The sequence below is a fragment of the Bacillus sp. MSP13 genome (assembly GCF_000815295.1).
GTDB classification, from domain to species: Bacteria; Bacillota; Bacilli; order Bacillales; family Bacillaceae; genus Bacillus; species Bacillus vallismortis.
Genome location: NZ_JXAQ01000010.1, coordinates 119,203 through 141,118 on the forward strand (window position 1 = coordinate 119,203; position 21,916 = coordinate 141,118).

Annotated in this window: 20 protein-coding genes and 1 pseudogene; 16 read left to right on the forward strand and 5 right to left on the reverse strand. The window is 44.6% G+C overall.

The features are described 5' to 3' along the window. The first annotated feature begins 3 nt into the window (after positions 1–3). Positions 4–1,545, forward strand: a complete 1,542-nt coding sequence (gene galT / locus SC79_RS11200) for a UDP-glucose--hexose-1-phosphate uridylyltransferase (RefSeq protein ID WP_039075109.1) — start codon at positions 4–6, stop codon at positions 1,543–1,545. A 69-nt stretch (positions 1,546–1,614) separates the two neighbouring features. Here galT and SC79_RS11205 read toward each other — a convergent pair whose 3' ends face one another. Next, positions 1,615–1,860 (reverse strand): GlsB/YeaQ/YmgE family stress response membrane protein, encoded by a 246-nt coding sequence (locus SC79_RS11205; protein WP_003222176.1) that lies wholly within the window; start codon positions 1,858–1,860, stop codon positions 1,615–1,617. Positions 1,861–2,372: 512 nt separating this feature from the next. Between SC79_RS11205 and qoxA the strand changes: the two genes are divergently transcribed. Genes qoxA through qoxD form a run of 4 tightly spaced genes read left to right on the forward strand, consistent with a single transcriptional unit; the run spans position 2,373 to position 6,319 of the window. Next, the gene (qoxA, locus tag SC79_RS11210) at positions 2,373–3,338 is read left to right on the forward strand and encodes a cytochrome aa3 quinol oxidase subunit II (RefSeq protein ID WP_082022681.1); all 966 of its coding nucleotides are present in this window, start codon (positions 2,373–2,375) and stop codon (positions 3,336–3,338) included. A gap of 27 nt (positions 3,339–3,365) precedes the next feature. After that, entirely contained in the window at positions 3,366–5,315 is a 1,950-nt protein-coding gene (gene qoxB / locus SC79_RS11215) for a cytochrome aa3 quinol oxidase subunit I (protein ID WP_039075110.1), read from the forward strand. Positions 5,316–5,328: 13 nt separating this feature from the next. Beyond that, positions 5,329–5,943 (forward strand): cytochrome aa3 quinol oxidase subunit III, encoded by a 615-nt coding sequence (gene qoxC / locus SC79_RS11220; protein ID WP_039075111.1) that lies wholly within the window; start codon positions 5,329–5,331, stop codon positions 5,941–5,943. A gap of 1 nt (position 5,944) precedes the next feature. Then, positions 5,945–6,319, forward strand: a complete 375-nt coding sequence (gene qoxD / locus SC79_RS11225) for a cytochrome aa3 quinol oxidase subunit IV (RefSeq protein ID WP_039075112.1) — start codon at positions 5,945–5,947, stop codon at positions 6,317–6,319. Between the two features lie 41 nt (positions 6,320–6,360). On the opposite strand, the gene ywcE is transcribed toward qoxD, so the two are convergent. After that, entirely contained in the window at positions 6,361–6,627 is a 267-nt protein-coding gene (gene ywcE, locus SC79_RS11230) for a spore morphogenesis/germination protein YwcE (protein ID WP_081638379.1), read from the reverse strand. Positions 6,628–6,855: 228 nt separating this feature from the next. On the opposite strand from ywcE, the gene SC79_RS11235 reads away from it, so the two are divergent. From SC79_RS11235 to SC79_RS11250, 4 genes are all read left to right on the forward strand, one after another. Beyond that, a complete protein-coding gene (locus SC79_RS11235; RefSeq protein WP_039075113.1) occupies positions 6,856–8,001 on the forward strand; it encodes a GNAT family N-acetyltransferase in 1,146 nt (381 codons plus the stop codon). 209 nt (positions 8,002–8,210) lie between these two features. Beyond that, positions 8,211–9,392, forward strand: a complete 1,182-nt coding sequence (gene rodA, locus SC79_RS11240) for a cell shape-determining peptidoglycan glycosyltransferase RodA (RefSeq protein WP_039075114.1) — start codon at positions 8,211–8,213, stop codon at positions 9,390–9,392. 106 nt (positions 9,393–9,498) lie between these two features. Continuing rightward, positions 9,499–10,248, forward strand: a complete 750-nt coding sequence (gene nfsA / locus SC79_RS11245; protein ID WP_039075115.1) for an oxygen-insensitive NADPH nitroreductase — start codon at positions 9,499–9,501, stop codon at positions 10,246–10,248. A gap of 174 nt (positions 10,249–10,422) precedes the next feature. Beyond that, positions 10,423–11,424, forward strand: a complete 1,002-nt coding sequence (locus SC79_RS11250; protein ID WP_039075116.1) for an LLM class flavin-dependent oxidoreductase — start codon at positions 10,423–10,425, stop codon at positions 11,422–11,424. A gap of 34 nt (positions 11,425–11,458) precedes the next feature. On the opposite strand, the gene vpr is transcribed toward SC79_RS11250, so the two are convergent. Continuing rightward, on the reverse strand, positions 11,459–13,879 hold the full coding sequence (gene vpr, locus SC79_RS11255) for a serine protease Vpr (RefSeq protein WP_039075117.1): 2,421 nt from the start codon (positions 13,877–13,879) through the stop codon (positions 11,459–11,461). A 527-nt stretch (positions 13,880–14,406) separates the two neighbouring features. Between vpr and SC79_RS11260 the strand changes: the two genes are divergently transcribed. Both SC79_RS11260 and sacT read left to right on the forward strand, forming a co-directional pair. Further along, positions 14,407–14,709 carry a hypothetical protein gene (locus tag SC79_RS11260; protein WP_010329027.1) on the forward strand — a complete coding sequence of 101 codons (303 nt, stop codon included), beginning with the start codon at positions 14,407–14,409 and terminating at the stop codon, positions 14,707–14,709. 39 nt (positions 14,710–14,748) lie between these two features. Beyond that, positions 14,749–15,579: a sac operon transcriptional antiterminator SacT gene (gene sacT / locus SC79_RS11265; protein ID WP_010329026.1), complete on the forward strand. Its 831-nt coding sequence runs from the start codon at positions 14,749–14,751 to the stop codon at positions 15,577–15,579. A gap of 37 nt (positions 15,580–15,616) precedes the next feature. Here the strand turns inward: sacT and SC79_RS11270 are convergent, their stop codons facing one another. Then, entirely contained in the window at positions 15,617–16,387 is a 771-nt protein-coding gene (locus tag SC79_RS11270; RefSeq protein ID WP_039075118.1) for a formate/nitrite transporter family protein, read from the reverse strand. A 301-nt stretch (positions 16,388–16,688) separates the two neighbouring features. Here SC79_RS11270 and scrA point away from each other — a divergent pair, with 301 nt between their 5' ends. The 3 genes from scrA to SC79_RS11285 all read left to right on the forward strand — a co-directional run bounded on the left by scrA (position 16,689) and on the right by SC79_RS11285 (position 19,852). Beyond that, on the forward strand, positions 16,689–18,074 hold the full coding sequence (gene scrA, locus SC79_RS11275; protein WP_039075119.1) for a PTS system sucrose transporter subunit IIBC: 1,386 nt from the start codon (positions 16,689–16,691) through the stop codon (positions 18,072–18,074). Beyond that, complete coding sequence (sacA, locus tag SC79_RS11280) at positions 18,071–19,510, forward strand: sucrose-6-phosphate hydrolase (RefSeq protein ID WP_039075120.1); 1,440 nt, start codon at positions 18,071–18,073, stop codon at positions 19,508–19,510. Before scrA ends, sacA begins: the two co-directional genes overlap by 4 nt. Positions 19,511–19,603: 93 nt before the next feature. After that, a complete protein-coding gene (locus SC79_RS11285) occupies positions 19,604–19,852 on the forward strand; it encodes a hypothetical protein (protein ID WP_039075121.1) in 249 nt (82 codons plus the stop codon). A gap of 91 nt (positions 19,853–19,943) precedes the next feature. On the opposite strand, the gene SC79_RS11290 is transcribed toward SC79_RS11285, so the two are convergent. Further along, the gene (locus SC79_RS11290; RefSeq protein ID WP_039075122.1) at positions 19,944–20,759 is read right to left on the reverse strand and encodes a bifunctional hydroxymethylpyrimidine kinase/phosphomethylpyrimidine kinase; all 816 of its coding nucleotides are present in this window, start codon (positions 20,757–20,759) and stop codon (positions 19,944–19,946) included. A 143-nt stretch (positions 20,760–20,902) separates the two neighbouring features. On the opposite strand from SC79_RS11290, the gene SC79_RS11295 reads away from it, so the two are divergent. Next, positions 20,903–21,241, forward strand: a complete 339-nt coding sequence (locus tag SC79_RS11295; protein WP_039075123.1) for a PadR family transcriptional regulator — start codon at positions 20,903–20,905, stop codon at positions 21,239–21,241. Further along, positions 21,234–21,869: pseudogene (locus SC79_RS11300) on the forward strand (permease prefix domain 1-containing protein). Before SC79_RS11295 ends, SC79_RS11300 begins: the two are co-directional and overlap by 8 nt. The last annotated feature ends 47 nt before the right edge of the window (positions 21,870–21,916 follow it).

The window sequence follows — 21,916 nt, forward strand, 5'->3', positions numbered from 1 at the left end:
CACATGAGTATCATTGAACATCTGGAACGGCTGCTAGAGTATGGCCTGGAACGAAAACTGATTTCGATCTGGGATCGGGAATATACGAGAAACCGCCTATATGAAGCGTTGGACATCAAACAACCCGAGCAGGTCTCCCGCACATGCATCAAGGAGGCCGAAAGCCTGCCGGACTTGCTTGCTCCCATTTACAAATGGGCGGAGGAAACCGGCCGAATGGAAGCGGATACAGACACGTACCGCGACTTGCTCAGCGCCAAGCTGATGGGATGTTTCGTACCTGCTCCATCCGAGGTCATTCGCAAGTTTGAAGAGACAAAAGCATTATACGGCCCAAAACAGGCGACAAAGGAATTCTATCAATATTCAGAGGATGTCTACTATATCCGGTCTGACAGGATCGCCAAAAATGTGCATTGGACGGTGCCGACCGAATACGGCGAACTGGAAATGACCATTAATCTATCAAAGCCTGAAAAAGACCCAAAAGCGATTGCCGCTGCAAAAGAGCAAACGCAGACGAATTACCCGATGTGTTTGCTGTGTAAAGAAAATGTCGGATTTGAGGGCAGCGTGAATCATCCAGCCCGCCAAAATCACAGAATCATTCCGGTTATCCTGAAAGGCGAAGAATGGTATTTGCAGTTTTCGCCATACGTCTATTATCCCGAGCATTGCATCGTCTTAAAGGGTGAACATGAACCGATGGAGATCAGCAGAAAAACATTTGAAAGGCTGCTGTCATTTCTCGGGCAATATCCGCATTACTTTATCGGATCAAATGCGGATCTGCCGATTGTCGGCGGCAGCATCCTGAGCCATGACCATTTCCAAGGGGGGGCACACGATTTTCCGATGGCGCGTGCGGAAGCGGAGGATGTATATGAATTACATGATCATCCCGGTGTGTCGTTGGGCTTAGTGAAGTGGCCGATGTCGGTTCTCAGGCTCCAAGGAGACAAACCGGATCATGTCGTTGGAGCCGCTGATCATATATTCCGCACATGGCAAACGTATTCAGATGAAAAAGCTGGCATAGCCGCTTATACAGACAGTACGCCCCATAATACGGTTACGCCGATCGCGCGGCGCAGGGGTGGCTTGTACGAACTCGATATCGTGCTCAGAAACAACCGGACGGATGAGGAGCATCCGTTAGGAATCTTTCATCCTCATCAGGACGTCCACCATATTAAAAAAGAAAATATCGGCCTGATTGAAGTCATGGGATTGGCGATATTGCCGGGCCGTTTACAGGAAGAGATGAAAGAAACGGCAGCGGCGCTATGCTCTGCTGATCCGCAAACAGCCTTAGAACAAAATCCGCTCTCAGCAAAGCATAAAGACTGGGCGCTTCGGCTGATGGAAAAAAGAACGATAACAAGAGAGAATGCCGATCAAGTGATAAAAGAAGAGCTTGGACATGTATTCGCTCGGATTCTTGAACACGCCGGTGTATTTAAACAAACTCCGGAAGGAAAACAGGCCTTCAAAAGGTTTATTGATCATTTAGGCGTGAAACCAGTCAAAAGCCTCAACCGCTAGGGTTGAGGCTTTTTCAATTTTATCGCAGAACAAACGCCCAAAGCACTGACGCTTTGGGCGCTGTCACTCTTATCCTCTTTTTCTTGCTAACAGGCTTACTAGGAATACAACAATGGCAGCGCCGATCACCGCTGGGATAATGGCAAATCCGGCTAGGTTCGGCCCCCATGTGCCAAGCAGTCCGTGTCCGATCCAGGCGCCGATAAGACCCGCGATCATAGACCCGATAATTCCTCCTGGCATATCTCCTTTCACAAACAGGCTGCCAAGCCATCCGATAATAATAGCGACAATAAGTGAAATGATAAAACTCATCGTGCAACACATCCTATTTTGAATTTATTTGCTTATAACATACCTCTGTTTGGTATAAGCTAAACCATTGGATGCTCTCTTAATAAATGGGAACAGTTCAGAGCATATCGCCGAATGATTAAGCCTTTTCTTTCAAAAATCCGTGCGTTAAAATGGTAATCGTGTGAAAAGCTGCTAGACAAGGAAAAATTAATTCCTAACTAGAAAGTTTAACAAAATGAAATTTTTGATTGACCTAAGTTTTTTATTGTGGTAAACCTTTATTTGTCAGAATTAGTTTTTCATCATCTTTTCTTACTTATATGCAGAAATAACTAGAAACTTTTCATCTTAAGCGATAGATGTGAATAAAGTTGGAGCGATTTTTGTCGATTTTATGACATTTAAGCGAAAATGGGATGAAGTTTAGAAAAAAATAAAGCTAATAAGTGAACTTTTTGATAGCATAACAAAGTAGAGAAAAGATTTTGAGGAAGTATGCACTCAGATTTATTACATCAATAGGAAGGATGGTGATCTTCTTGTTCAGAGCATTAAAACCGTTGCTTGTATTAGCGTTGTTAACTGTGGTTTTCGTCCTTGGGGGATGCAGCAATGCCTCAGTACTAGATCCGAAAGGGCCTGTAGCTCAACAGCAAACTGATTTAATCCTGTTATCTATCGGATTTATGCTGTTTATTGTCGGGGTCGTCTTTGTTCTATTTACCATTATTTTAGTAAAATACCGCGACCGTAAAGGCAAAGATAATGGATCTTATAACCCAGAAATTCACGGTAACACGTTCTTAGAAGTAGTCTGGACAGTGATCCCAATTTTAATCGTCATTGCACTTTCTGTGCCAACCGTACAGACGATATATTCGTTAGAAAAAGCTCCTGAAGCAACAAAGGACAAAGAGCCTCTTGTTGTTCATGCTACTTCGGTAGACTGGAAATGGGTATTCAGCTACCCTGAGCAGGATATTGAAACGGTCAACTACTTAAACATTCCTGTAGACCGCCCGATCTTGTTCAAAATTTCATCTGCAGATTCAATGGCTTCGCTATGGATTCCTCAGCTTGGAGGACAAAAGTACGCGATGGCGGGAATGCTGATGGACCAATACTTACAGGCTGATGAAGTGGGAACTTATCAAGGCCGCAACGCGAACTTCACAGGTGAACATTTTGCGGACCAAGAGTTTGATGTGAATGCAGTCACAGAAGAAGACTTTAACAGCTGGGTGAAAAAGACTCAGGATGAGGCGCCTAAGCTGACAAAAGAGAAGTATGATCAATTGATGCTTCCTGAAAATGTAGACGAGTTAACGTTCTCTTCTACTCACTTAAAATACGTTGATCACGGACAAGACGCAGAATACGCGATGGAGGCGCGCAAACGCCTTGGCTACAAAGCCGTTTCACCGCACTCTAAAACAGATCCGTTTGAAAACGTAAAAGAAAATGAATTTAAGAAGTCTGATGATACAGAAGAATGATATTGATCAGGAAAGGAGGAAGCCCGCATGAAATTCAAATGGGACGAATTTTTCGTAACTGGTGACCCATTAATTCTGGGCGCACAAGTTTCCATTGCGCTTTCAACCATTGCCATCATTTTTGTACTGACTTACTTCAAAAAATGGAAATGGCTCTGGTCTGAATGGATAACTACCGTTGACCATAAAAAACTCGGAATCATGTATATTATAGCTGCTGTAATCATGCTATTCCGCGGCGGTGTCGACGGTCTGATGATGCGTGCCCAGCTAGCGCTTCCGAATAACAGTTTTTTAGACTCAAACCACTATAATGAGATTTTTACAACGCACGGTACGATCATGATCATCTTCATGGCGATGCCGTTCTTAATCGGTCTTATCAACGTTGTTGTGCCTCTTCAAATCGGTGCGCGCGACGTTGCGTTCCCTTACTTGAACAACCTGAGCTTCTGGACGTTCTTCGTAGGGGCGATGCTTTTCAATATTTCCTTCGTTATCGGAGGTTCTCCGAATGCAGGCTGGACGAGTTACATGCCGCTTGCAAGTAACGAGATGAGCCCTGGGCCGGGTGAGAACTACTACCTCCTCGGACTTCAGATTGCCGGTATCGGTACCCTGATGACAGGGATCAACTTTATGGTCACAATCTTAAAAATGAGAACAAAAGGCATGACATTAATGCGTATGCCAATGTTCACATGGACAACACTGATCACAATGGTTATTATCGTGTTTGCGTTCCCTGTGCTTACAGTAGCTTTAGCACTTTTATCATTTGATCGTTTGTTCGGCGCTCACTTTTTCACATTGGAAGCAGGCGGTATGCCGATGCTTTGGGCTAACTTGTTCTGGATTTGGGGACATCCTGAAGTATATATCGTTATTCTTCCGGCGTTCGGTATTTTCTCTGAGATTATCGCAAGCTTTGCGAGAAAACAATTGTTTGGTTACACAGCGATGGTCGGATCTATTATCGCCATCTCCGTATTGAGTTTCCTAGTTTGGACTCACCACTTCTTCACAATGGGGAACAGTGCGTCCGTTAACTCTTTCTTCTCAATTACGACAATGGCCATCTCAATCCCGACCGGGGTCAAAATCTTTAACTGGCTCTTTACGATGTATAAAGGCCGAATCAGCTTTACAACGCCTATGCTGTGGGCGCTTGCGTTCATTCCTAACTTCGTCATCGGCGGGGTGACAGGGGTTATGCTTGCGATGGCAGCAGCGGATTATCAATATCACAATACGTACTTCCTTGTATCTCACTTCCACTATGTGCTGATCGCGGGTACTGTATTTGCTTGTTTCGCCGGATTTATTTTCTGGTATCCAAAAATGTTCGGCCACAAGCTGAACGAAAGAATCGGAAAATGGTTCTTCTGGATCTTCATGATCGGTTTCAATATATGTTTCTTCCCGCAATATTTCTTGGGGCTTCAAGGCATGCCTCGCCGTATTTACACATACGGACCGAATGACGGCTGGACTGCATTGAACTTTATCTCAACTGTCGGAGCTTTCATGATGGGTGTAGGATTCTTAATCCTTTGCTATAACATCTACTACAGCTTCCGCTACTCTACTCGTGAAATCAGCGGGGATTCATGGGGTGTGGGACGTACGCTTGATTGGGCGACTTCTTCTGCGATTCCGCCGCATTACAACTTTGCGGTGCTTCCTGAAGTCAAATCTAAGGATGCGTTCCATCAGATGAAAGAAGAAAAAATAGAGTTATACCCTGAAAGCAAATTCAAGAAAATCCATATGCCAAGCAACTCAGGCAGACCGTTCTTTATGTCTGTTGCCTTCGGTATCGCCGGCTTTGGACTTGTCTTTGAATGGTACTGGATGGGCGTAGTCGGACTGATCGGAGTCTTGCTCTGCATGGTTCTGCGTTCATTCGAATACGACAACGGCTACTACATTAGTGTTGATGAAATAAAAGAGACGGAAAGAAAGATTTCCGAATAAGGAGGCGTGAGTTATGGAACATGCAGAACACGGCAATTCTAACGCGCCTATGGAATATCAATCTGAAACCGGCAGACTTAATATTCTCGGGTTTTGGATCTTTTTAGGGGCAGAAATTGTGTTGTTCTCAACACTATTTGCAACCTTCTTCGTTCTTCAAAACAGAACAGCAGGAGGTGTCTTACCGGACGAACTGTTTGAAGTGAATCTGGTAATGATTATGACGTTCTTGCTGCTTATCAGCAGCTTTACCTGCGGGATCGCTGTTCATGAAATGCGCCGCGGAAGTTTAAAAGGCGTCGTCATTTGGACAATTATCACTCTTCTTCTCGGTGCCGGCTTCGTCGGTTTTGAGATTACCGAGTTTGTCCACTATGTACATGAAGGAGCATCTCTCGGTACAAGTGCGTTCTGGTCTGGATTCTTTGTTTTACTTGGAACTCACGGAACTCACGTAACAATCGGTATTTTCTGGATTGCAGGAATTCTGATTCAGTTGAAGAAACGCGGCTTAACTCCGCAAACTTCATCTAAAATCTTTATCTCAAGTTTATACTGGCACTTCTTAGATGTTGTATGGATTTTCATCTTTACGGGTGTCTATCTCATGGGATTGGGGGGTCTGTAAAATGGCAAACAAATCTGCTGAACACAGTCACTTTCCATGGAAGCACATTGTAGGATTTGCCCTGTCTATCGTTTTGACCCTGCTGGCTCTATGGGTTGCGGTGTACACTGATCTGAGCTCATCAGCAAAACTTTGGATCATTTTCGGTTTCGCCTTCATTCAGGCGGCGCTGCAGCTTCTCATGTTCATGCACATGACAGAGAGCGAAAACGGCGGTATCCAAGTCGGAAACACGCTGTTCGGATTCTTTGGCGCGATCGTTATCGTACTTGGATCCATCTGGATTTTCGCGGCTCACTATAATCACGGTGACCATATGGATGGAAATCCTCCTGGAGGCGCTGAACACTCAGAGCATTCAGGCCACCACGAATAATACAAAAACCCTCTTCGTTAGAAGAGGGTTTTTTGCTGTCTTTAGCTGCTGCTTCGCTTTCTTCGAAGATACGGAAGACCGTAAATGATAAATGCGGCGATATGAGCGACAATGACATTGACGGCAAACAAGATAATCATGAGAGTGTGTCCTAGTGGAGAAAGGCTTTCAGTTGCGTAAAAGAAGAAGAATACCCACATTAAGATGATTGGCGGAATTGCTGAGAGTGCGACTTTTTTGTTATCAAGCCAAATAAAGAGAGGCGTTGCGCTGGCAACCAATAAATAAGCAAAAAACATGTCCATCATACCCATCTCCTTTCATTTTATGATAACGTTTACAAAAATGAAATAGAGGAACTGAGTTGTGTCTGTTTTATGGTTGTTTTGTGAACATTCTGTTACAATTATTATACCATGTTTTCCAGAAATTGATACATGTTTTTACGGAAATGGTCTGGACCTATCGTCTTATTTTTTTAGATTCATTCGCTAGGAGAATGTATGGAACTATCTTTCAAAACAAGGGGGATGTTGATGTACCAGATAATAAAGCTTGAAAGAGAAGACTGGCGAGAAGTGATCCGCATGTCAGAATATGCTTTTCAGAAAGAACTCAGTGAGGAGGAACGAGAAAAGAAAGTAAAAGCTTTAGAGAACCATTCCATTATCGGGATTAAAGAGCAAGAGAAACTGCTCTCTAAACTTCACATCATTCCCTTTTCTGTCATGCTTGAGGAGCAGGAGATGAAGATGGGCGGCATTTCTGGGGTAGCAACCTGGCCTGAATATAGAAGAAAAGGAACAGTAACAGAACTTATTCGAAACGCTCTCCTAGTCATGAAGAAAGAAAAGCAAACCATCAGCTTTTTGCATCCGTTCCTGATCTCCTTCTACCGCAAATTTGGCTGGGAGCTCTGTTTCTATCAAAAACGACTGACTTATCGTAAAGACCAGCTTCAAAAGCTAGGCGATGCCTCTGGATGTGTGAGGCGGCTTCAAAAGGGTGAAACAGATGAAGTGAATGCCATCTATAATCAGTATAGAACGAAACATAACGGGCTGATGAAGCGTTCAAAGGAGCATTGGGCAGAGAAGGTTTCTGGAATGAAAGCTGTGTACATCTCTGAGGATGGAAAGCCTTGTGGATATCTTGTGTATGACATCAAAAATAAAATCATGCGAGTTGGGGAATTTGTTTATTTGAACAGAGAGGCACAGAGGGGCTTATGGAATTTTATTTGCCAGCATGACTCGATGTTGAATGAAGTAGAACTGACTGTAAGGGTGGAGGAAGATCTTGATTTTTTAACGGCTGAACCCCGTGTCAAACAAGAGGTGTTTCCTTATAGTATGGGACGTATCGTCGATGTCGAAGGTTTTATGCGAAATTATCCAACACCCCGCATGAAAGCTCCCTTTCACTTTAAGGTAATAGATCAATGGGCTCCATGGAATCAACTGACTTTCCGCGTCGATTCCGAGCAAGTGCAGGTCATTTCAGAAGAGTCATCTGACCAGCTAATAGAATGCAGTATAGCTTCTTTTACCGCTTTCTTCCTTGGCGCCAGAAATGCCCGTTTTCTTTATGAAACAGGTATGATAAAAGGACCCGTATCGGAAATCAAACGACTTGATGATGTTTTTCAGTTTAAACCCCCATTTCTTATGGATTTCTTTTAACCCCTTATTTATATGGGGTTTTTTATTTGGAAAGTTTGATATCAATCGAAACATTTCGGTTTATGATACGTCTTATCTCGTGTAGCTGAAAAAGCGCCGTTGTGCGCACAAAAAACATAAATGGAAACGAGCTTCACGTGTCATCTTGAACGTGGTTCATGTATAATAAACATTAGTGATTTTCCGATGAAAATGTAAGGCGGGATAGAATGAGTCGATATAAGAAACAGCAAAACCCCTTTTACCAGGGGGATTTGATTTTTATATTTGGTGTGTTTTTTATCATTAGCGTTGTGGCGATTTATGCTGCCGGCCAATTTGGGCAGTATGGGAATACGGATTGGATACAGCAAATTGTCTTTTATCTTTTGGGAGCTATTGCGATAACAGTTCTGCTGTACTTTGATTTAGAGCAACTTGAAAAGTTAAGTTTATATATTTTTATCATAGGTATTTTATCTTTGATTATTCTTAAGATCAGTCCTGAGTCCATTGCACCGGTCATTAAAGGAGCAAAAAGCTGGTTTAGGATTGGGAGAATAACAATACAGCCCTCAGAGTTCATGAAGGTCGGTTTGATTATGATGCTTGCTTCAGTCATCGGAAAAGCCAGTCCTAAAGGAGTTCGGACGTTTAGGGATGATATTCACCTTTTATTAAAGATTGCGGGTGTCGCAGTTATCCCTGTTGTCCTTATTTTGATGCAAGATGCGGGTACAGCAGGAATATGTATGTTTATTGTTCTCGTCATGATTTTCATGTCAGGTATAAATTGGAAATTGATCGCGATCATTGCTGGTTCAGGTATCCTATTCATTTCACTTATTTTAATAGTAATCATAAACTTTCCTGACGTTGCTAAATCAGTTGGAATACAGGATTATCAAATTAAGCGGGTCACTTCTTGGGTTTCAGTTTCTAATGAGACGCAGGAAGATTCAAATGACAGCTGGCAAGTTGATCAAGCCATTATGGCAATAGGATCTGGCGGCATTATAGGCAATGGTATTTCTAATTTAAAGGTTTATGTTCCAGAAAGCACAACTGACTTTATCTTTTCTATAATAGGCGAGTCATTTGGCTTTTTAGGCTGTGCCATTGTCGTCATCATGTTCTTCTTCTTAATCTACAGGCTTGTCGTTCTGATTGACAAGATACATCCATTCAATCGTTTTGCTTCATTCTTTTGCGTAGGTTATACGGCGTTAATTGTTATTCACACATTCCAGAATATCGGGATGAATATCGGTATTATGCCTGTTACCGGGATTCCGCTGCTGTTTGTCAGCTACGGGGGAAGCTCCACGCTATCCACCTTAATCGGCTTTGGGATTGTGTATAACGCAAGTGTACAGCTGACGAAATACAGAAGTTATCTCTTTAATTCTTAATATGCAGACAGCCTTGGCGGAGGCTGTCTTTTTTGTTGCAGAGCATTTTGCTTTTGAGTTCTCTTTTTTTCGGATATGATAAAAAATAGATAAGGAGGTTCTTGTGATGAATAACACAATTGAAACCATTTTGAATCATCGGTCGATCCGGTCTTTTACTGATCAGCTTTTGACAGCTGAAGAAATTGATATATTAGTGAAAAGTGCGCAGGCTGCGTCTACGTCCAGCTACGTCCAAGCGTATTCCATTATCGGTGTTTCCGATCCTGAGAAGAAACGTGAGCTGTCTGTGCTTGCAGGGCCTCAGCCTTACGTAGAGAAGAACGGGCACTTTTTTGTATTTTGCGCGGACTTGTATCGCCATCAACAACTTGCTGAGGAAAAAGGTGAACATATTTCTGAGCTGCTTGAAAATACGGAAATGTTTATGGTCAGTTTGATTGATGCGGCGCTGGCAGCGCAAAATATGAGCATTGCCGCAGAATCAATGGGGCTTGGCATTTGTTATATCGGCGGCATTCGAAATGATCTGGACAAAGTGGCAGAGGTGCTGCAAACGCCTGACCATGTGCTTCCGCTTTTCGGTCTGGCAGTAGGCCATCCTGCGAACCTTTCCGGCAAAAAACCGAGACTGCCGAAACAAGCTGTCTACCATGAGAATACGTACAATGTAAACGCAGACGATTTCCGCGAATCCATGGCTGCGTATGATAAAACGATTTCTGATTATTATAGAGAAAGAACCAACGGTCAGCGGGAAGAAACATGGTCTGATCAAATTTTGAACTTTATGAAGCAGAAGCCGCGCACGTATTTAAATGACTATGTGAAAGAAAAAGGCTTTAATAAAAACTAAAGCAAACCTCTCCGTTCGGAGGGGTTTTTATGTTTCACGTGTAACATATTCCGACAAATACAGACACGCTGTCACAAATAAATGGCGAATGATCGAGAGACACTGATAAGCGGTGTGAGCGGTTTTTGAGAAAAAATAAGGGATCAGTGATACGATGAGGATGAGGTGGTAGGGATGATTTCATTAAGTATATTAGATCAATCTCCAGTATCAGTGGGCAGCTCTGCAGAAACAGCATTACAGCAAACTGTTGCGCTTGCACAGGCTGCTGAGGATTTTGGATATAAGAGATTCTGGGTTTCTGAGCATCATTTTTCAAAGCGGCTGGCTGGGTCAAGCCCAGAGGTGCTGATCAGTCATATAGCGGCGAAGACGAAACGAATCCGTGTGGGGTCAGGCGGGGTCATGCTGCCCCATTACAGCGCATATAAAGTAGCTGAGAATTTCCGTGTGCTGGAGGGGCTGACACCGGGAAGAATTGATCTTGGGCTTGGAAGAGCACCGGGGGGCATGCCGATTGCCTCATGGGCGTTGAATGACGGCGGGAAGCGCAATGCTGATCAATATCCGCAGCAAATCAAGGAGCTGACGATGTATTTGCATGATTTGGCGGATGATAAACACCGTTTTCCGAACCTGACGGCGGCGCCGTATGTTTCCACCGCGCCGGATGTGTGGCTGCTCGGCTCATCTGGAGAAAGCGCGCTGCTCGCCGCTGAGTCAGGTGCTGGCTATATGTTTGCCCACTTTATCAATGGAGAAGGCGGAGAAGAGACGGTCAGACAGTATAAGAGACGATTCAAGCCGTCTGTGTTAGGAGACATGCCTCGAGCTGCAGTTGCTGTATTTGTTCTTTGTGCTGATACTGAGGAGAAGGCAGAGGAGCTTGCGGCAGTGCTAGATTTCACGATTTTGGCGGGGGAGCAGGGCATCCCTTTAGAAGGAGTTCCTTCGTATGAAGCTGTTCGGGAAAATACGTACTCACCGTATGAACAGAGACGAATTGTTGATAATCGAAATCGAATGATTGTCGGCACGAAAGAACAGGTGAAGGAGCAGCTGTTAGCTTTGAGTAAGGCGTATGGAACAGAGGAAATCATGGCGGTGACCATTACGCATCATTTTGAAGATAAGCTCCATTCTTATCGCCTGTTAAAGGAAGCATTTGCGAATTAATCTGAAAAGCCCCGCCAATCGGCAGGGCTTCTTCTTATTCCACGGTAAAAGGCTCTTCGGTCAGAACCTGGCTTGATTTCCCTTTGTTTGCGGCATAGGCGAGTAAATAGTATTCTCCGGTTGGAAGCTTTGTTCCGTCATTGATCGTGCCGTCCCAGTCAAAGTACTGATAGCCCTTCCCTTGATTTTTATAGATGCCGGCTTGGCCTGCAAAATCAAGGTTGCTGTCATAAACGAGGAACGCCAACTCTTCTGCTCCCGCTGGAAGGTAGGTTTCAATTTGATAGGTGCCTTGTGCTGTTCCTTCACTGACGGAGACAGAGGTGACTCTCGGATAATCCGGCTCTTTGACGACCAGCAATGTAGGCACTTTAGCGACGGTTTTTCCGCCTTCTCTGACAATAACCGTTCCTTCATAGGTGCCGGCTTTTGTTTTCTTTGTATTGACCTTTACTTTTGCAGTGGCTTTTCCGGTTTTATGTGCCGGAATCACAACCCGGCTTGTGCCGGATGTGGAGATGCCGCTGCCGTTAAATGAGTATTCAAGTGTGTATGACTTTCTAATGGAAGATTGGTTTTCAATCGTAAACGTTTCTTTTTTCGTTTCTTTTCCGTTTTCCTTCAAGAATGTGCCGTATGAATAGCTTCCAGGTGAGACGAGTGAGTCGGCTTTGATCGCGCTCATGATTCTCGCGCTCCCTGCACCTTGTGCGTTATGCGGATACACTTCTCCGTCGCCGTTCTTTAAGGTGACAGCGGTATTCATGATCGCGGCTTTGATCTGTTCAACGCTCCACTTTGGTTTAGCTTGTTTGATAACGGCAACCGCTCCGGCAATATGAGGTGAAGCCATGCTTGTTCCTTGTTTTGATCCGTACCCGTATGGATTGTTAGGATCGTGTGTCGGGATGGTGCTGACGATATTGACGCCTGGTGCGGAAATATCAGGCTTGATCATCCACGTATCCATAACAGGGCCGCGTGATGAGAAATCAGCGATTTGCTCACCGAGCGCTTTTGAAACACTTAACCTGAATGTTGCTTTCGTTTCACCAGCTTTCATGGAGCTGACGAGTTTTTCACCGTCTTCTAATGACAGTTTAATCGTTGGCACAGACATGCCTGGCACGTCGGCTTCAATTTCTCCGGAGAGGTTGTTATACACAACCATGCCGATGGCACCGGCTTTTTTCGCATTGTCCGCTTTTTCCACAAACGCAATGCTGCCCCGTTTGACAACGGCGACTTTGCCTGTCAGATCTTTTCCTTCAAAGTCCTTTGCTTCGCCGATTCCCGCCTCGACAAGCTCAACTTCTTTGTTATTGAGCGCTTTAACGTCATTCTCTTTGTCATAGCCCATCACTTTTGCTGAAGAGTAGGCGCCGAATGTGACGGCGTATTCATTGATCGGGAGTTGAGTCGCACCGACAGAAATCGCTTCTCTTGATGTGCCCGGCGATCCGACTGTCCAGCTGTTCGGTCCGCTGTTGCCGTTCGATGTAACCGCGACAACGCCTTCTGACATGGCCCAGTCAAGCGCTGTGCTTGTTGCCCAATCCGGATTGTTTATAGAGTTTCCGAGAGACAGGTTCATCACATCTGCACCGTCTTGAACTGCACGTTCCACGCCGGCAATGACGTTTTCCGTTGTGCCGCTTCCGCCAGGACCTAACACGCGGTAAGCGAGAAGTGTGGCATCAGGGGCAACCCCTTTAATCGTTCCGTTTGCGGCCACAGTACCGGCTACATGTGTTCCGTGTTCCGTGGCACCGCCCCTTGGGTCGCCAGTTGGTGTTTCCCTTGGATCGTAATCATTGTCTACAAAATCGTATCCTTTATATTGTCCGAAGTTTTTCTTCAGATCAGGGTGATTGTATTCAACCCCGGTATCAATAATGGCTACCTTGACGCCTTTTCCTGTGTAGCCTAAATCCCATGCGTCGTTTGCTCCGATATACGGCGCGCTGTCATCCATTTGCGGAGATACGGCATCCTCGGAGATTGTGACGTCTTTATCTTTTAGATTGTCTGTTTGATATGTGACGTTCGGATATACGGCCTTTACGTCTTTTACCGCGAGAAGTTTTGGAATTTCATTAGCTGGGAGCTTCATAGAAAAGCCTGAGAATACCTGCTCATATTCCCGGTTTACTTTCCCATTTTTCACCGCTTTAACCGCTTTGTTTTTTGCTTTGCTGCGAGCGGTTTTCAGCTTGCTTTTCGTTTGGCTTTCGCCCGCTTCCTTCGCCTCTGCCAAGGATTTTTCTTTTAACTCCACGATTACGGTTGTTTTTTTGCTTGTTGTCATGTCAATATCACCGAATATCTCGGCTTTTTCCAGGTCAGCCGACGTTTTTGAAGCAGCTGGAGCTGCCTGTACGCCTGTCAAGCCTGTGGATAACGTAAAAAATAAAATGAAACTTAGTAGCAGAAAGCGAATGATCCCATTCTTCAATGTGTTTCCCCCTTTGTGTTTTAAAAAAATATGAAGATCTAGTATATATTTCTTGAAAATTCAAAAAAATCCTTGTGTCATTTGAACCATTTATTGAATTTCTTTTGTGTATAAGGAAGGAGTTATACACAGAACCTTGTGTATAAGTGAATAAACCTGTGTATATATGTTGGTGGGAATATATGTTCTTATACAAAATATTGATGGTGATTGTGGACATGTGGATATCTCTTGTGATTAAGTTGTTCTTAACTTTGGGATAACTTGTGTATAAAGTTTTTGAAACGGTTCTCCAATTTTCATTTCATTTCTTTCAGCTTTCAACAAAACTTCTAAAAACTAGTTGGTTTTTTCACTCATATTGTGACAAAGAATTCTCTTTCAACGGTCTATCATAGAGTCATGAGTTTTGCTAGAGCCGCTAGTTTGCGAGAAAAGAAATCGGCCGTCTTTTCCCGCGGGCTGCTGCTGAGAAAACGGGCTGCTAAAAGGCTGCCTGCCAAAAAGAAGCGGAGGGATGTTTTTCAATGAAACGTTTGCTTGTATCTTTACGGGTGTGGATGGTCTTTTTGATGAATTGGGTGACGCCGGACAGAAAAACTGCGGCTGCCGCGGTCTATTCGGCTCAGCGTACATACCAAAGAAAAGCGGCGGTGCAGGCCGCAGGACTTGTTTCGTTTTATGAGTGGCGGATGGCTGTGAATGAAGAAGAAAAGCAGAAAGCGAAAGCCTCCGCGCTTTATAAAAGAAGGTGTTTGCAAGCCTTCAAGGAATCGCCAAAGCAGGAGAGAGCTGGCCCGCACCTTTACATGGCGGTCAAAAGGAGGTAAAATCCCAGTCAAAAGCAAATTGGCGGGAGAGATAGCCTCTTGAAAATCTATAAGGTGTTAAACAACAATGCGGCTTTAATAAAAGAGGATGATCAGGAAAAAATCGTCATGGGACCGGGAATCGCATTTCAAAAAAAGAAAAATGATCTCATTCCTATGAATAAAGTGGAAAAGATCTTTGTCGTGCACGACGAGAATGAAAAGTTTAAGCAAATCCTGCAAACGCTGCCGGAGGAGCATATTGAAATCGCTGAGGATATCATCAGCCATGCAGAAGGGGAGCTAGCGGCGCCGCTAAGCGACCACATTCATATCGCGCTTTCTGACCATTTGTCCTTTGCGATCGAAAGGGTTCAAAATGGGCTGCTTGTGCAGAATAAATTGCTGCATGAGATAAAGGCGCTCTATAAAAAAGAATATGGGATCGGACTGTGGGCGATCCGACATGTAAAAGAGACATTGGGCGTGTCCCTGCCTGAAGATGAAGCGGGTTATATTGCCCTCCACATCCATACGGCGAAGATGGATGCGGATAGCATGTATTCAGCGCTGAAGCATACGACCATGATTAAAGAAATGATAGAAAAAATAGAAAACTACTTTAATCGAAAGGTGGATGAAAACAGCATTTCCTATCAACGCCTTGTCACGCATTTGCGATACGCGGTCAGCCGGTTGGAATCAAATGAAGCGCTCCATCATATGGACGAGGAGATGCTTTATTTCATCCAAAAAAAGTATTCATTTGCCTATCAATGTGCGCTGGAGCTGGCGGAGTTTTTGAAAAATGAATATCAATTGCATTTGCCGGAGTCCGAGGCCGGCTATATCACGCTGCATGTCCAGCGTCTTCAAGATCTCTCGGAATAACCGCTTTGACTTGCAGAGAGTGATCTCTGGAAGTTTTTTATTTATCGGGATTGAGCTTGTAGTACATCCATCCCATCATGACCATTCCAGCGGCCAGATTTCCGAGTGTAACAGGAATTAAGTTTCTGACCGCTCCCGTCAGTGTCACTGTATCAGGGTGCTCGATCAAAAGTGAGATGGCGAATGTGCACATATTGGCAATGCTGTGCTCAAAACCGGAAATAAAGAAGCAGAAAACAAAAAGCATCATGGTAAACAGCTTGGCTCCTTCTCCTTTGAGGGACATCGGAATGAAAAAGGCGAGGCACACAAGCCAATTGCACAGCATTCCTCTGAAAAAAAGTTCGGTAGCGGACGGCTCCATTTTGTGCGCTGCCAGATGAATCAAAAAGGAGTGCACAGAAGCCTCCTTAAATAGTCCTGTCGCGCTAATCAGAATGGCAAATAGGATGGCGCCAATTAAATTGCCGGCATAGCTTGTCATCCACAAGTACAGGGTGTCCCGCCAGCGAAGTTTTTTTCGAAGCGCGGTATAGGTGAAATAAAAGGTATTTCCGGTAAATAAATCCCCGCCGCCGTAAGCAATCAGCAGGATAGCTGCCCCGAATGTGACAGCGGCTGCCGGAAAGGCAAACGGAGAATCAGCGATGAAGAAATAGCTGCCTGTTTTGCTTGCGGCTGTAATGCCGAAACCGATAAACATGCTGGCCAAAATAGATCTGAGCAAATATCGCATTTTGCTGGAAACAAATATATTTTGTTTTTGTAAAGCGTACTGTTCAACCTTTTGCAATGCTTGAGTTTCCATGTTCTTTTCCTGCTTTCTTTGGTGATTGAGGATAGTATAGCATGATATTGTGAAGTGTTTCACAATTAAATTTTACGAATTTATGTCTAAATGTTTTATCAAACTTTTTAACTAAAAAACAGTTGACGAAAACGCTATCATGTTTTATGATGAAAGCGTATTCTCAATCTGAATAAGCGGGATTGTGACTGGTAAAGCAGGCAAGACCTAAAATTTGCGTAAATGAAAAAGGATCGCTATGTCCTTTATTCATTGCCGAATTTTGGGTCTTTTTTGTTTAAATAAAAGGAGGAAAGACAAAATGGATTACAAAGAGACTGCAAAACGACTCACCGAGCTTCTCGGGGGCAAAGAAAATATTATCAGCGCGGCTCATTGTGCAACAAGACTGCGTTTAGTGATGAAAGATGAATCAAAGATAGATCAAACACAAGTAGAAGAGCTTGATGGCGTCAAAGGCGCTTTCAGCAGCTCGGGCCAGTACCAGATCATTTTTGGAACAGGCCTTGTCAATAAGGTGTACGATGCTTTTTCGAAGGAAGTTGATGTCGAGCGTGACGAACCTGTAAATCACCAGGATGCGGCAAAAGACAAACTGAATCCAGCTGCGAGATTTGCGAAAACGCTTTCAAATATTTTTGTTCCAATCATTCCGGCTATTGTCGCCAGCGGTCTATTAATGGGATTGTTGGGTATGATCAATGCGTTTCAATGGATGAGCAAGGATTCTGCTTTGCTGCAGCTGCTTGATATGTTTTCAAGCGCGGCCTTTATTTTCTTGCCGATTTTAATCGGGGTCAGTGCTTCAAAAGAGTTTGGCAGCAACCCTTACTTGGGAGCGGTTATCGGGGGAATCATGATTCATCCGACGCTTTTGAATCCTTGGGGGTTGGCGCAAGCAACACCGGATTTTATGCATCTTTTTGGAGTTGATATCGCGCTTCTTGGTTATCAGGGAACTGTCATCCCTGTCCTGCTAGCGGTTTATGTGATGAGCAAGATTGAGAAATGGACAAGAAAAGTGGTTCCTCATTCCGTAGATTTGCTTGTTACACCTTTTGTCACAGTGATTGTCACCGGGTTTGTCGCTTTTATCGCGATTGGTCCTTTGGGCAGAGCGCTTGGCTCCGGTATTACGGTTGCTTTAACGTATGTATATGATCATGCCGGTTTTGTCGCGGGTCTGATTTTCGGGGGCACGTATTCACTTATTGTTTTGACAGGCGTCCATCACAGTTTCCATGCGATTGAGGCAGGGCTTATTGCGGACATCGGCAAAAACTACTTGCTGCCGATTTGGTCAATGGCGAATGTCGCACAGGGCGGGGCCGGCCTTGCCGTCTTCTTTATGGCAAAAAAGGCAAAGACAAAAGAAATCGCGCTTCCGGCTGCATTCTCTGCTTTTCTGGGCATTACTGAACCAGTCATATTCGGAGTCAATCTCCGCTACCGTAAGCCATTTATCGCCGCAATGATCGGAGGCGCATTGGGCGGTGCATATGTCGTATTTACTCAAGTTGCTGCAAACGCATACGGGTTAACGGGTATTCCGATGATCGCCATTGCTGCGCCGTTTGGTGTTGGCAACTTGATCAACTATCTGATTGGAATGGCCATTGCGGGAGTGTCAGCATTCATTGCAGCGTTTATCATGAAGATTAATGAAGACGAGGGGAGAAAAAAATGACATCACATGATCAGGAGCTTCGTCGCCGGGCATATGAAGAAGTGGAGAAAAAAGAGCGGATCGCTAACAGCGATCCGCATCGCCAGCATTTTCATATCATGCCGCCGGTTGGGCTGCTGAATGATCCGAATGGCGTGATATATTGGAAGGGCAGCTATCATGTGTTTTTTCAGTGGCAGCCGTTTCAGACAGGGCATGGCGCGAAATTCTGGGGCCATTACACGAGTCCGGATGCTGTGAATTGGAAGCGGGAAGAGATTGCGCTGGCACCGAGTGATTGGTTCGATAAAAACGGCTGCTACTCGGGCAGCGCTGTCTCCAAAGACGGTCGTCTTTATCTGTTGTACACTGGAAATGTCAAGGATCAGGATGGCAATCGAGAAACATATCAATGCCTTGCTGTATCTGACGACGGGCTGACTTTTGAGAAAAAGGGTGTCGTCGCCCGCCTCCCGGAAGGATATACCGCGCATTTTCGCGACCCGAAGGTATGGGAGCATGAAGGCACATGGTATATGGTGATCGGCGCGCAAACGGAGAATTTGAAAGGACACGCTGTGTTGTTTGCTTCGGGTAATCTGACGGAGTGGAGATTTCTCGGCCCGATAACCGGCGCGGGTTTCAACGGGCTGGACGATTTCGGGTACATGTGGGAATGCCCTGACTTGTTTTCTCTTCAGGAGTCCGACGTGCTGATTGTCTCGCCTCAGGGTCTTGAGGCTGACGGTTTTCGTTATCAGAACGTGTATCAATCCGGTTATTTTGTCGGGCGTCTTGATTATAACAAGCCTGAACTAAAGCACGGCCATTTTTCAGAACTTGATCAAGGTTTTGATTTCTACGCTCCACAAACACTTGAAGACGATCAGGGAAGGCGGATTTTGTTTGCGTGGATGGCTGTGCCTGACCAGGATGAAGGGTCTCATCCGACGATTGACTATCACTGGATTCACTGTATGACGCTGCCGAGACAGCTGACGCTATCAGGAGAGAAGCTGATTCAGCAGCCGCTGCCTGAGCTGAAAGCCATGCGCAGGAATGAGAAAAATATACAAATCAACATGCACGGGTCATCTGGTACGATTCCGGTTGAAAACCCTGAAAGAGCTGAGATCCTGATGAAAGACATTGATACGGAGTACGGTTTTTCAATCCGTATCCGCGGAGCGGCTGCGTTCTCCTTTGATAAGGAGGAGGGAGTTGTTACGCTGGAGCGGACGAGCTTCGACGGAACACGAACAGAAGAGAGACATTGCCGCATCAAGGATGTGCATGCCGTGCACATGTTTATCGACGCGTCTTCTATAGAAATCTTTATCAATGAGGGAGAAGAGGTCTTCAGTGCGAGATATTTTCCTTTCCCGGGAAATCATGAAGTGAAAGCCAGCTCGACGGGAAAATCTGCTATGAACGTTGGAATCTGGACACTCATGTAGAAATTCCTTCTATTTTCTTATGTGAAATCTGAGCCATCTGTGCTATTCTTCAACGATAACCTACTATTTTTTTCTGTAAAAGGAGTTGTTTTCTTGAATATACATGAACAGAAGATAACACCGGAATGTTTGGAAAAGGCTGCGGACCAAGTTGAAGATAAGCGGGAAGAATATAAGGATGTGCTGCTGCATCTGAAAAAAATGCTTGGCGGGACCTCACCGCACAGTGAAACGGCGGAAGTCCTTTCACGGGCATATGAGCAAATGAAGGAATATGCACTTTTTGTTCAATCGATAGAAACGTTTTTGAGGAAATCAGCGAACAACTTAAAAATCAAATAAACAGGCTGCCGATGGTATCGGCAGTTTTTTTCTGTGAAAAGTGATCGATCATATAAAAAAGGCTGCCTCTCTGGAAGGCAGCCGATGTTGTTTATAATGATTGATTCATACGATGCGCGGAATGCTTCGTAGGTCCGACATACTGGTTGAGCGGGAAGGATTCTTTAATGGCAGCGGTAATGAATTCTTTCGCTGCGTAAATGGCTTCTTTGACTTCCGCACCTTTGGCGAGCTCCGCTGTCACGGCAGCTGAGAAGGTACAGCCTGCGCCATGTGTATAAGGCGTATCGATCATGTCGCTTTCAAGAACCTCCGCTTTTTCTCCGTCATAGAGAACGTCAACGGCTTTTTCGTGTTTGAGTTTGCCTCCGCCTGTAATCACGACATATTGAGCGCCGAGTGCGTGAATTTTTTTTGCGGCTGCGATCATATCGTCAACTGTTTTTAATTCATCCATGCCGCTGAGCTGGCTGGCTTCAAACAAATTCGGTGTAATGACAGTGGCTAGCGGCGCTAATTGCTCACGCAGGGCTTGGGCGTGCTCCGGATAAAGGACTTCATTTGCACCTTTGCAAACCATGACTGGGTCAATGACCACATTTTTTAATTGTTTTTCTTTGATCGTTTTTGCCGCAAGCTCGATAATATCAACGGTTGGCAGCATTCCTGTTTTCATGGCGTCCACTCCGATGCCGTCCGTAATCGTTGCAAGCTGGGCGCGGATTGTATCAATATCGATCGGGAATACCTGATGGTCCCAGCTATTGTTCGGGTCCATCGCAACGATCACCGTTAAGGCCGTCATCCCGTATACGTTTTTCTCTTGAAATGTTTTTAAATCAGCTTGAATCCCAGCACCGCCGCTGGAATCTGAGCCGGCAATGGTGAGTGCTTTATGCATAGACATGTCTTGAACCTCCATCATGTTTTATCTTTCATTATAGTTAGATTTTCTCTGTATCACAATATAGAAGACCTATAGGAATCATTTGACAATACCAATGAGCTTTCGTAAAATGCTACATAAGAAAACTAGGTAGGGGTTTTGTGATGTTAAATCGTGAGCTGGTGAAGGGCAGCACTGTGATTTTGGTATTGACGCTTCTGAATGATCGGCCGATGTACGGCTATGAGCTTGTAAAAGAAATGGGAAGCCGCAGCGGAAATGAACTGCAGATGAAAGAAGGGACCTTGTATCCTTCTCTTCACAAGCTTGAACGTCAAGGGTTTATTTCTTCCTATTGGGAGAAGCAGAAGAAAGGGCCGGACCGTAAATATTACCGGATTACAGATGAAGGCAAAGAGGTGCTTGCGGAACGCACGAAGGAATGGAGTATATTTTCCGCTATGATGAACCGAATGCTGAAGCGGGGCGGACAGAATGGATAAAGAAACATATTTATCTGAAATGAAAAATGGGCTTAAAGGGCTTCCAGAAGGCGAGACGATCATAGAAGAAATGAAGAGCCATATTGAATATCATATGTTCCACTCTTTTCAGCAAGGGAAGAGTGAGGAGGAGGCGATGCAGACTTTAATGCAGTCGTTTGGTACACCATCTGACATTGTTTCTTCGTTTAAAAAAGAATAGCCGGTGACGTTCCGTACATTTTTGATGTTCCATCTTTTCTGTAACAGCGCACTATTCGCTGTCGGTATCGCCATTACAATGATGTATGTCTGTTTTGCATCACCTATTGTTCATGCTATATGGAAAGGCATTTCTGTTTCTATGTGGCTAATTTTAGCTGGGTATATGATCTACTGGGTGCTGATTGGGTATCAAGGGGTGAGGGAGTTTGGAAAACGCGGAGAACAGCTTGTTTTACATACGATTTTGATCTGCATGGTGCCAAACGTCATTTTTATGCTTGTTTTTCTATTTCATGTGATCCCTGCTGCGCTGTTTCAATCCTTACTGACACCTTGGTTTGTCGGAACTTGTGCTTGTGCAACGCTGTTATTTCCGTTATTTGGACGAATGGGCTGTTATATAGGCAGGCGTCAGCTTGCCTGATTTTTTAGGTATATACATAGAAATTCTATGTAGTGGAGGTGTATGTC